The following is an 11,535-nucleotide window of genomic DNA, read 5'->3' as shown; positions in this document are numbered from 1 at the left end:
TGCCATGCGTCGGGCCCTGCTCGCGATCACCGGCCTGGCCGCCGGCACCACCGCCCTGGTGGTCCTCAAGGGTGCCCCGGACACCATGGTGGCGGCCCGGGACCTGCCGGTCGACCGGCCGCCGGTGGTCCCCTCGGGCACCGGACCCACCGCCACGCCACCGGTCACCCCCACGCCGAGCCGGACGCGGAAGAGCCCCAATCCCAGCCGGACGACCGCCGAGGACTCCGCCGATCCCCGGACGACGACCCGCCCGCCGACCACCCGGGCGGCGCCGCGTACCCCGGACGCGCCGCGTACCACCAGCGCCGCGCCGAAGCCGACCCGCCGGACGGTGACCGGGCCGGTGGTGGAGAACGAGTACGGCAACGTGCAGGTGCGGATCACCCTCGACGGCCGCCGGATCGTCGACGCCACCGCGCTGGAGCTGCCCCGGGAGACCGCCCAGTCGGACCGCCGCAGCAGCGAGGTGGACGGCCGGTACAGCGGCACCTCCGGGCAGGTGGTGCAGCGGCAGAGCGCCGAGGTGGACACCGTCTCCGGGGCCACCGCCACCAGCGGGTCGTACCGGCAGTCGCTGCAGGCCGCCCTCGACCGGGCCCGCTGACATGCCCGCCGGAGCACCGGCCGGCCCGCCCGCCGGGTCCGCGTCGGCCGGCCCGCCCGCCGGGTCCGCGTCGGCCGGGCCGCCCGCCGGGTCCGTGCCGGCCGGGCTGCGCGGGTCGGCGGTCCGGCCCGGACTGCGGCGGGTCGAGCAGATCATGGGTACGGCGATCAGCCTGGACCTCGCCGACGACCTGCCCCCGACCGAGCTGCACACGCTGGCCGAGGAGGTCTTCGACTGGCTGCGCGCGGTCGACGCCCGGTTCAGCACGTACCGCCCGGACAGCGAGGTGTGCCGGGTGGACCGGGGGGAACTGCCGCTGCCCGAGGCGTCACCGCAGCTGCGGGAGGTGCTGGCGTGCTGCGCCGACCTGTGGCGCGACACCGACGGTTTCTTCGACGCGTACGCCATCGGCGGGCTGGACCCCTCCGGCTACGTCAAGGGCTGGGCGGTGCAGGTCGCCTCGGACCGGCTGCTCGCCGCCGGCGCGTCGAACCACTGCCTGAACGCCGGCGGTGACCTGCGGGTCCGGGGCCACTCGTCGGCGGGCCGGCCGTGGCGGATCGGCATCCGGCACCCGTGGGACGCCACGGCGACCTGCCTGGTGCTGACCGGCACCGACCTGGCGGTGGCCACCTCCGGCTGCTACGAACGCGGCCCCCACGTGCGCGACCCCCGCACCGGCCGGCCGGCCCGGGGGCTGCGGTCGGTCACCGTGGTCGGTGCGGACCTCGGCCCGGCCGACGCGTACGCCACCGCCGCCGTCGCCATGGGGCCGGCCGGGATCGGCTGGCTGGACCGCCTCGCCGGGTACCGGCACGCGGTGGTCACCGACGACGGCCGCTGCCTGCACTCCACCGACCTCCCGCTGGCCGGGTGAGACGTGCCGGTGCGGCGGCCCGGCATCGCCGGGGCGGGGGCTGCCAGGCGGTCCGGCGGTGGCGGGCCGGGTGCTTTCCGGCGGTCCGGCGGTGGCGGGGCGGCCGGATCGGTCCGGAAGTGCGACGTTGTCCGACGGTACGGCCCCTTCGGCGGGACAGCCTGTGCGGTGTGCGGAATCAGGTGGCGCGGCGGGGGAGGGGCAGATGGCTGGACAGGAGTTCGGCTCCGAACGTGACGCCGGTGGCGCGCAGCGCGTCGATCAGCGTGTTCTGCACCAGGTACGAGTCGGGCAACCGCCAGCGGGCCTGTTCCGGGGCGACCGCCCAGCGGACCGGCCCCTCGGGCAGCCGGGTCGGCGGGGCCGGGATCCAGGAGCCGAGGCCGTGCCGGATCACGTGGAAGCAGTGCTCCAACTCCGGGCGCAGCGGGTCACCGGGACGGACCAGGAACATCCACCGGCCGGTCGGGGTCACCACCACCGGACCGCGTACGCCCGGACCGGCCGGGTGTGAGCCGGCGGTGTCCAGGACGTACCGGCCGAGGTTGGTGGGGACATCCAGCACGTCGAAGGCCCGGCCGGTGGGCAGCAGCACCCCGTGTGGCCGGGTGTGCCACCAGGTGGCCACCCGGGCCGGATCGGCACTGGCGGCGCGTTCCCAGTTCTCCAGGGCCGGATGGCAGCCGACCGTGGGACAGCCGGCCCGCCCGCAGACGAAGCGGCTGCGGGCCAGACAGGCCCCGGGCGTCACCTCCCAGCCGTGCAGGGCGTACCGCACGGCGACCCTCCGCAACCGGACCCGTTCCAACGGCGACAGCTGCGCGACGTGCGGTTTCACGTTCCGCCACATGGCCGATCTCCCCTCGTTTCGTCCGTCTGGGTGCCAGGTCACATATAGGGCGCCCGTGACTGCGCCTGAACCGAGGTCGTTAAGTCGACGAACGGCTGATGCAACTTGCACGAAGTTATGAGGACCGCCTGGCAGGGTGACGTACAGGCAGTGCGACCAGCGAATACCTGCACAAGGCGGATGGCGCGAGCCGCCGCAGACGACCAGCTCCGCCCCTACCGGAGCCCGGAAAGGACCGATATGGACGAGTTGCCTATTGGCCGACGAGTTGCCTACTGGCGCAGCCGACGCAAACTGTCGCAGCAGGTGTTCGCCGACCGGTTGGGCAAGTCCAAGAGCTGGGTGGACAAGGTCGAGCGGGGCGTCCGCCGGCTGGACAAGTTCTCCGTCCTGCACGAGATCGCCGACATCCTCGAGATCGACGTGCAGCTGCTGCTCGGCAAGGACCCGGAGCGCCGTACCGACGGGATGAGCTGCATCGACCAGGTCGAGGTGGAGGAGATCCGGGCCGCCCTGGAACGGTACGACGCGATGAGCGCGTACTTCGCCGGGGCGCCCTGCCCACCGCCGCTTGCCGACATGACCAAGGCGGTCAACCACGCCTGGCTCACCTACCAGTACGGCCGCTACGGACTGCTCACCCGGGCGCTGCCGAAACTCCTGCGGGACGCCCAGGCCGCCGATGCCGGGTGCACCGGTGACCAGGCCCAGGAGGCGGCCCACCTGCTCGGCCAGGCGTACCAGATCGCCTCCTCGGTGCTGCGCAGGATCGGCGAGGGCGAGCTGGCCTGGCTGGCCGCCGACCGGGCCACGGCGGTGGCCCAGCGCGCCAACGACCCCCTGCTCGCCGGCATTGCGACCTCCCGGGTCTGCAACGCGCTGGTCGCCATGGGCCGGCCCCGGCCCGCCCTGGAACTCAACGTCAACATCGCCAACCTGCTCGCCCCCGACACCGGGAAGGTCACCCCGGAGAACCTGTCGGTGTTCGGCACCCTGCTGCTGCAGGCCGTGATGGCCGCCGCCCGGCTCGGTGACTCGGCCACCGTCGACGACCTGCTCACCGGTGCCCAGGAGGCCGCCACCGAGCTGGGCGGCGACCACAACCACTACTGGACGTCGTTCGGCCCGACCAACATCGAGCTGCACCGGGCCGCCGCGGCGGTGGAGCTGGGTGACGGGGGCCGGGCGGTACTGATCCACCAGCGGCTGCCGGAGCCGGCGTTCAACGCGCTGCTGCCCGAGCGCCGCGCCCACCACCTGCTCGACCTGGCCCGCGCCTACGCACAGGTAGGCGAGGTCGGCCCGGCCGGGGAGATGCTGCTGCGCGCCGACCGGCTCTCCCCGTCGGAGATCCGCTGCCGGCCGATCGCCCACGAGGTGATGGCCGACGTCCTACGCCGTACCCGGGGCGCACCGACCAGCCACCTCGCCGAACTGGCCGAGCAGATGGGGGTGGGCGTGTGACCGTCCCGACCCCACCGGGCGCCCCCGGCTCCGGAACGGCCCGGGGCTCCGGAACGGCCCGGGGCTCCGGGGCGGCCCGGGGCTCCGACACGGCTCTTGACTCCGATGCGGCTCTTGGCTTCGGGGCGGTGCTGGGTGCGGAGGCCCTGGGCTTCGGGGCGGCGCGGGGCTCCGATGTGGCCCTCGGTTCCGATGCGGCGCTGGGCTCGGATGCGGCGCTGGGCTCGGATGTGGCGCTGGGCTCCGGAGCGTCCGGCGGGTCGGGGGAGCCGGTCCGGTCGAGCGCGCCGGCGCGGCCCGGCGACCGGGCCCGGCCGGCGCACCGGCGTTCGGTGCTCTACGTGCTGACCTGCGGCTCGCCCCTGGCCCGGCAGGTGGGCCAGCTCGTTGCCGCCGCCCAGGCCGACGGCTGGGACGTCTGCGTGGTCACCACCCCGGACGGGCAGAAGTTCATCGACCACGAGACCCTGGCCCGGCAGACCGGTCACCCGGTCCGCAGCCGCTACAAGCACCCGGGCGACCCGGACCTGCTGCCCCCGGCGGACGCCATGATCGTCTGTCCCGCGACGGTGAACACGGTCACCAAGTGGGCGGCCGGCATCACCGACACCCTCGTGCTGGGATTGCTGGTGGAGGCGCAGGGCCGAGGGCTACCGATCGTGGCGGTACCGTTCACCAACTCGGCGATGGCGGTTCATCCGGCCTTCCAGGAGGCGCTGGCCCGGCTCGACCGGTGGGGCATCACGGTGCTCTTCGGCGACCACGTCTTCCCGCTGCATCCGCCCGGGAAGAGCGAGGCCCACCTGCACGCCTTCCCCTGGCAGGCCCCCCTGGCCGCCCTACACTGAGCACCGCCTTCCACTGCGCTGAACCCTGCCCCCGCTGCTGTCGTCGCCACTGTCGTCGTCGCTGCTGTCGTTGCCACTGTCGTCGTCGCTGCTGTCGCTGCTGTCGCTGCTGTCGTTGCCACGGTCGTCGCTGTGGTCGTTGGGGGAGCGCGTTTTGGGGGTGGTCGTGGGTTGATCGACTCGGTTGGGCTGGAATGGCGGTGTCCGGGGCCGGTTGATACGGCAATATCGCCCCAACCGAGTCGATCAAGGCCGCTCACGGCCCGCCCGCCCAAGTCTGAAGGCTCACGGCCCGCCCGGGTCTGCCCGCCCGGCTCTGGCTGGTCGGGTTCGCCCGGTCTGCCTGGCGGGTCTGGCGGCCGGCGGACCGCCCGGGTCCTGTCCACCCCGGGCTGGTGGTTTACGGGCGCGGCCGGTCTGCCCGCCCGGGGCGCTCTGGTGGCTGACGGCCCGCCCGGGGCAGCCGGCCTGGCCGGTACAAGCTCGCCCGGACGGGAGCTCGCCTCGCCTGACCGGGGCGGGGCGGGCCGGGTGGCCGGGCGGGCGGGGGTACGCCGGTAAGCTGACCCGCCGTGAGCACAAGTGCACCGCGGACCGGCGACCAGAGCACCCTGAGTGACCGTCCAGGCGACTCGGGTGCGGACCAGGCTGTCACCGTGGCTGACGTGGTCGCCGAGCTGGACCGTTGGTATCCGCAGTCCTGGGCGCAGGAGTGGGACCGGGTCGGCCTGGTGCTGGGTGAGCCGGCCAGCCCGGTAGGCCGGGTGGCGTACGTGGTCGACGTGGTGCCGGAGACGGTCGCCGAGGCCCTCGACGCCGGTGCGGACCTGATCGTCGCCCACCATCCGCTGCTGCTGCGCGGGGTCTCCTCGGTGGCGCCGACCACCTGGAAGGGGCGGATCGTGCACCAGCTGATCCGCGCCGACGTGGCCCTGTACGTGGCGCACACCAACGCCGACGTCGCCAACCCGGGCGTCTCCGACGCACTCGCGGCCCGGTTCGGGCTGACCGGCCTGCGCCCCCTGGACCCACCCACCCCCGGCAGCCCCGCCGCGACCAGCGGCCCGGTCGGCTCTGCCGCGACCAGCGGCCCGGTCGGCTCTGCCGCGACCAGCGGCCCCGCTGGCCCCGCTGGCCCCGCCGGCCCGGTCGGCTCCGCGGGGGGCGGCACCCCAGCCGGTGGCCCGGGAAGTCCCGCCGGGGGCCGGGGGATCGGCCGGATCGGTGAGCTGCCCCGGCCGATGACGCTCGCCGAGCTGACCCGGCACGCCGCTGCCGTGCTCCCGCCGACCGCCTGGGGGGTACGTGCCGCCGGTGACCCGGAGCGGTTGATCCGTACCCTGGCGGTCAGCGGTGGGTCCGGGGACAGCTTCCTGGCCGCGGCCACGGCCGCCGGGGTGGATGCGTACCTCACCTCCGATCTGCGGCACCACCCGGTCGGCGAGCAGCTGGCCGCCGGTGGTCCGGCCCTGCTCGACGCCGCACACTGGGCTACCGAACGCCCCTGGCTGGACGACGTGGCGGCCCACCTGCGGGCCACCCTCGGGGTCGAGGGGTACGTCTCCGACCTGGCCACCGACCCGTGGACGGTGCACGCCGCCAGCTCCACCGCACACCACCACCCGCACCTCGTGGACGACAAGGAGCCCCGCCCGTGAAGGCAGACCCCAAGGTCCAGCGTCGCCTGCTCGATCTTCAGGCGATCGACACGAACCTGGCCCAGCTCGCGCACCGTCGCCGGACGCTGCCCGAGCACGCCGAGCTGGACGCGCTGGCCCGGGAGCTGTCCGCGCTGGAGGACGAGCGGGTCCGGGCCCAGGTCACCGTGGACGATCTGGATCGTGACATCGCCCGCCTGGAGAAGGATGTCGACCAGGTACGCGCCCGCAAGACCAAGGACGAGGACCGGCTCGCCGCCGGTACCGGCCCGGCCCGGGAGCTGGAGGCGTTGCAGCACGAGCTGGTCTCGCTGAACCGGCGGCAGTCCGACCTGGAGGACGCCGAGCTGGAGCTGATGCAGCAGCGCGAGGACGCCCAGGGCGTACTGGACGGGATCCAACGGCGACTGACCGAGGCGCGTGAGCGTCGGGCGGCCACCGAGCAGCGTCGGGACGACACCCTCGCCGAGATCGCCAAGGAGGAGGAGTACAAGCGGACGTCCCGTCAGCCGCTCGCCGCCGACCTGCCGGCGGAGCTGGTGACCCTCTACGACAAGATCCGGGCCGACACCGGGCTGGGCGCGGCGCTGCTGACCGCCGGCCGTTGCGGCGGCTGCCGGTTGGAGCTCTCCGGCATGGACCTGGCCCGGATCCGCAAGTCCGACCCGGAAGAGGTGGTGCGCTGCGAGGACTGCCGGCGCATCATGGTCCGTACCAACGAGTCCGGGCTGTAGTCCGGTGGCGGGACGCAAGGTCGTCATCGAGGCCGACGGTGGTTCCCGGGGCAACCCCGGCCCGGCCGGGTACGGCGCGGTGGTCCGCGACGCGGCCACCGGCGAGGTGCTCGCCGAGCGCGCCGAGTCGATCGGGGTGGCCACCAACAACGTCGCCGAGTACCGGGGACTGATCGCCGGGTTGGAGGCCGCCGCCGACGCCGGTGCCGCCGAGGTCGACGCGCGGATGGACTCCAAGCTGGTGGTCGAGCAGATGTGTGGCCGCTGGCAGATCAAGCACCCGGGGCTGCGCCCGCTGGCCGCGCAGGCGGCGGCGCTGGTCGGCCGCTTCGACGCGGTCCGGTTCAGCTGGATCCCCCGGGAACGCAACAAGCACGCCGACGCCCTGGCCAACGCCGCGATGGACGTGGCCGCCGGCCGGACGCCGGCCCGCCCGACCGTCGCGGCCCCCCGGATCGTCGAGCCGCCGCGTGAGGTCGCCGCCCCGGACTCCGCCGCCCGCCAGCAGGCCCGGGAGGCCGCCGCCCGCGCCACGACCGCCCGGACCGCCGGCACCGACCCGGCCACCGCCCGTACCACCGACCCGGCCACCGGCCGCACCCATACCGCCGAACCGGCCACCACCACCGCTACCGCCGGACCGGCCACCGGTGGGGCCGCCGAATCGGCCACCGGCGGGACCACGGGGGCACCGGCTGCCGGCGAGGGCGCGTCGAGCGCCACCGGCGGGGCGAAGGGCTCGTGGGAGCCCCGGCCGAGCGACACCGCCACCCGGCTGATTCTGGTCCGGCACGGCGAGACCGAGTTCACCGAGCAGCGCCGCTACTCCGGTCGCGGCGACGTGGCGCTCTCCGCGCGGGGCCGGGCCCAGATCGAGGCCACCGCCAAGCGGGTGGCCGCCCTCGCCCCGACGGTCGCGGCCGTGGTCAGCTCCCCGCTGTCGAGGTGTACGGCGACCGCGCAGGCCATCGCCGCCGCCGTCGGTGACCCACCGGTACGCACCGAGCCCGACCTCATCGAGTGCGACTTCGGTGCCTGGGAGGGGCGTACCTTCGCCGAGGTGCGGGCGGGCTGGCCGGGGGAGCTGGACGCCTGGCTCGCCTCGACCCGGGCCGCGCCGCCGGACGGGGAATCCTTCACCGACGTCGGCCTGCGGGTGCGCCGGGCGGTCGAGGCGCTGCGTGCGGCGTACCCGAAGGAGACCGTGGTGGTGGTCTCGCACGTCTCGCCGATCAAGCTGGCGCTGCGCGACGCCCTGGCGGCCGACGACGCGTTCCTGCACCGGCTCTTCCTGGACGCGGCGGGCATCTCCATCGTGGACCTGTACCCCGACGGCGGCGTGGCCGTCCGCACCGTAAACGACACCGCCCACCTGTAAGGAAGGGCCCCCTCTTAACGCTTTCTGTATAGGAAGGGTCCCTTCCAAACTCCCCGGCCGGTAATCCCTACCACTTCGGAGGGGATTGCCGGCCGGAAACCGTTGACAGTGGGCCCCGGTCCGGCCGAGGATCGAACTCGTGCGCAGCGTTCACCTGACGAAGCGGGGTCACATCGACCTCCTGCGCGTCGCCAGTGCCGCCTGTCGACGCTCCCTCTGACGCCGGGTCATCCTCCCTCCGCGCGCACGCCGTCGCCGTCTCTGTCCTCCCGTGGGTCTCCGGCCCCCCGGGTACGCCCGCCTGCGCGCTGCCCCCGACAGGAGAACACTCCTTGTTGCCCAGCCCGAATCCGTCCGGCCCGACCCCGTCCAGCCCGGATCCGTCCGGCCCGATCTCATCCAGCCAGGCCTCGTTCAGTCGGAGGGATCCGTTCAAGTCGGCAACGGCCGGTCCGCTTCCGTCGACGACACCCGACCCGACGCCGTCCACGGTGGCCCGGCTGCGGCGGTTGACCGGGGCGGCGGTGGGTAGCGTCCTGGTCGCCACCCTCGGCCTGGCCCCGCCCGCGGCGACCGCCGCGCCGCCCGCGGCGACCGCCGCGCCGCCCGCGGCGACCGCCGCGCCGGCCGCAGCGACCGCACCGGCCGCAGCGACCGCACCGTCCGCAGCGACCGCGCCGTCCGCGGCGACCGCCGCGTTGCCCGAGGTCCCGCCGCGCCCGGTCAAGGTCTCCGCGGTACGCGGCTATCCGCAGCAGAACGTCCTGCCGGTCTGGCCGGACAACCCGGCCGATGCCTCGCTGCCGATCGGCACCGTCGCCTACGACGACATCGCCCCGAAGCTCAATGCCCTGCAGCGATCAAGCAACCGGGTCTCCGCCCGGGTCGCCGGGAAGTCCTCCGGCGGGTACGACCTGTACGCGGTTACCGTGACCGCGCCGGAGAGCCGCCAGGAGGCCCAGCAGCAGGAGACCTGGAAGCGGCTCATCGAGGACGAACCGGTCAAGGCCCAACGCGACCGCAAGCTGCTCGCCGGGTACAAGACCCCGCTCTTCGTCAACGCCAACATCCACGGTAACGAGTGGGAGGGCACCGACGCCGCGCTGCGGGTCATCGAAGACCTGGCCACCGACCGCAGCCCCGAGGTGGCGCGGCTGTTGGAGCGTAACCGGCTGGTCTTCAACGTCACCGCCAACCCGGACGGCCGGGTCGCCGGCACCCGGGCCAACGGCAACGGGTACGACCTCAACCGCGACCTGACCATCGTGTCGCAGCCGGAGACCAACCTGATCCGCGAGCTGACCATCGACAGCAAGCCGATCATCACCCTCGACCTGCACGGGTACGTCAGCCCTACGCTGTTGCACCCGAGCACCCCGCCGCACAACGTCAACAACGAGTACGACCTTTTCATCAAGCATGCCCTGCCGAACGCCCTGGCCATCGAGTCCGATCTGCGCGACCTCGGGTACGCCGAGACCCAGCGGGCCCGGATCCCGTTCCGCGACGACGAGCCGGGCGTGTGGGACGACTTCCCGCCGATCTACGTGCCGTCGTTCGCGCTGTTGCAGAGCAGCATCCCGTACACCATCGAGGCCCCGTTGAACCCGCGTGGCAGCAACCTGTCGCCGGCCGAGCGGGTCCGCCGTTCCGCGATCAACACCGACGTGCACGAGGTGGCGATCCGTACCTCGCTGCGCTACATCCAGGACAACCGGGCCCAACTGCTGCACGACCAGGCCGAGGTGTACCGGCGTGGCTGGCAGGGTGAGCCGCTGCGCGACATCCCCGACGGGTTCGTGCCCGGCTGGGGCCCGGAGGACAACTACAACACGACCTTTCCCCGGGCGTACGTGATCCCGGTCGGCACCGCCCAGCGTTCGGAGCCGGCGGCGGCCCGCCTGGTCGACCTGCTGATCGGTAGTGGCGGCCGGGTGTGGCAGGCCAAGAAGTCGTTCAAGGCCAATGGAAAGTCCTACCCGGCCGGCTCGTACGTCGTCGACCTGCACCAGCCCAAGCGCGGACTGGTCAACTCGCTGCTGGAGCCGGGCATCGATCTCACCGACCGGGTCGACGACCTGTACGCCGGGCCGGCGGCCTGGAGTCAGGGTCTGACCTGGGGCGCCACCGTGGACACCCTCTGGGACAAGAAGTTGCCGAACGTCAAGCTGGACCGGGTGTACGACGGCGTCGCCACCGGCGACCTGCCCGGCGGCAACGGTGACCTGCGGCTGGACCTGCGCGACGCGGTCGACCTCAGGGTGGTCAACTCGCTGCTCGACCGGGGCGTGGCCGTGCACCGCCTGGCCGACGGCTCGGTGGTCGTGCCCGGCACCCCGGCCAACCGCAAGCTCGCCCGGGAGGCGGTACGCGCCCACGGGGTCACCTTCGGTGCCGCGCCGAAGGGCTGGCGGGGCACCCGGCTGGACAAGGTCGTCGTCGGCTACCTCGGCGGCGTCGAGGCCCGCGACACCCTCGGCGCGCTGGGTTTCGAGGCCCGCCCGGTGACCGCCGCGACGCTGGCCGGCACGCTCACCGCCGAGGTGGACGTGCTGCTGGTCGCCGGCACCCTCAACGTGGCGACCCTGACCACGGAGAACCGTACCGCTCTGGACGCCTTCCTGGCCCGCGGCGGCGGCCTGGTCGGCCTGGGCACCGCCGGGGCCCGGGTCAGCACCGACACCGGTCTGCTGTCCGCCACCGCCACCGCCGGCCCGAGCCTGGCCAGCGGGGTGGTCAACGTGGTCAACCACGGTGGCCCGGTGAGCACGAGCGCGATCCCGCACTCGTTCGTCAGCCAGCCGGTCTGGTTCACCAACCTCGGTGGCAACGCGGTGGTGGAGCAGTCGTACGCGGCCGATCCGCTGCTGGCCGGCTGGTGGGCCCGGGACGGCGGGACCGGCCGGTCGGCCGCCGCCGGCCAGGCCAGCATCGTCCGGGGGCTCGCCGCCGCCGGCAACCCGGTGGTGTTGATCGGTACGTCCCCGACGTTCCGCCTGCACCCCAAGGGCCTCCAGCCCCAGCTCGGCCGCGCCCTGCTCTGGACGTCGTAACGCGCCCGACCGGGGCCGGTCGCCGAGGGTAACCGCCGATCGGCGAACCGTGTTTTCCCAGGTCAG

Annotated in this window: 10 protein-coding genes; 9 read left to right on the top strand and 1 reads right to left on the bottom strand. The window is 73.9% G+C overall.

The genetic code is table 11. The annotated features are described in order from the left end of the window. The first annotated feature begins 4 nt into the window (after positions 1-4). Positions 5-607 carry an FMN-binding protein gene (locus tag GA0070617_RS21455; protein WP_091441613.1) on the top strand — a complete coding sequence of 201 codons (603 nt, stop codon included), beginning with the start codon at positions 5-7 and terminating at the stop codon, positions 605-607. A gap of 154 nt (positions 608-761) precedes the next feature. Beyond that, complete coding sequence (locus GA0070617_RS21450; protein ID WP_091446919.1) at positions 762-1,484, top strand: FAD:protein FMN transferase; 723 nt, start codon at positions 762-764, stop codon at positions 1,482-1,484. A gap of 178 nt (positions 1,485-1,662) precedes the next feature. Here the strand turns inward: GA0070617_RS21450 and GA0070617_RS21445 are convergent, their stop codons facing one another. Next, positions 1,663-2,334, bottom strand: a complete 672-nt coding sequence (locus GA0070617_RS21445) for a bifunctional DNA primase/polymerase (protein ID WP_091441611.1) — start codon at positions 2,332-2,334, stop codon at positions 1,663-1,665. A gap of 240 nt (positions 2,335-2,574) precedes the next feature. Here GA0070617_RS21445 and GA0070617_RS21440 point away from each other — a divergent pair, with 240 nt between their 5' ends. From GA0070617_RS21440 to GA0070617_RS21415, 7 genes are all read left to right on the top strand, one after another. After that, positions 2,575-3,798 carry a helix-turn-helix domain-containing protein gene (locus tag GA0070617_RS21440; RefSeq protein ID WP_091441609.1) on the top strand — a complete coding sequence of 408 codons (1,224 nt, stop codon included), beginning with the start codon at positions 2,575-2,577 and terminating at the stop codon, positions 3,796-3,798. 332 nt (positions 3,799-4,130) lie between these two features. Further along, positions 4,131-4,646, top strand: coding sequence for a flavoprotein (locus tag GA0070617_RS21435; protein ID WP_091446915.1), 516 nt, complete (start codon positions 4,131-4,133; stop codon positions 4,644-4,646). Positions 4,647-5,218: 572 nt separating this feature from the next. Then, positions 5,219-6,304, top strand: a complete 1,086-nt coding sequence (locus GA0070617_RS21430; RefSeq protein WP_373868318.1) for a Nif3-like dinuclear metal center hexameric protein — start codon at positions 5,219-5,221, stop codon at positions 6,302-6,304. Next, positions 6,301-7,038 (top strand): zinc ribbon domain-containing protein, encoded by a 738-nt coding sequence (locus GA0070617_RS21425; RefSeq protein WP_091441607.1) that lies wholly within the window; start codon positions 6,301-6,303, stop codon positions 7,036-7,038. Before GA0070617_RS21430 ends, GA0070617_RS21425 begins: the two co-directional genes overlap by 4 nt. Positions 7,039-7,042: 4 nt before the next feature. Continuing rightward, positions 7,043-8,416 carry a bifunctional RNase H/acid phosphatase gene (locus GA0070617_RS21420; RefSeq protein ID WP_091441604.1) on the top strand — a complete coding sequence of 458 codons (1,374 nt, stop codon included), beginning with the start codon at positions 7,043-7,045 and terminating at the stop codon, positions 8,414-8,416. 139 nt (positions 8,417-8,555) lie between these two features. Beyond that, complete coding sequence (locus GA0070617_RS32450; protein WP_355149468.1) at positions 8,556-8,636, top strand: putative leader peptide; 81 nt, start codon at positions 8,556-8,558, stop codon at positions 8,634-8,636. A gap of 271 nt (positions 8,637-8,907) precedes the next feature. Continuing rightward, positions 8,908-11,469 (top strand): M14 family zinc carboxypeptidase, encoded by a 2,562-nt coding sequence (locus GA0070617_RS21415; protein ID WP_244891691.1) that lies wholly within the window; start codon positions 8,908-8,910, stop codon positions 11,467-11,469. Positions 11,470-11,535 lie beyond the last annotated feature (66 nt).

It is taken from the genome of Micromonospora yangpuensis, from assembly GCF_900091615.1.
In the GTDB taxonomy this organism is placed as follows: Bacteria; Actinomycetota; Actinomycetes; order Mycobacteriales; family Micromonosporaceae; genus Micromonospora; species Micromonospora yangpuensis.
Note: the sequence above shows the minus strand (reverse complement) of the source record. Positions and strands in the feature narration are given on the sequence as shown.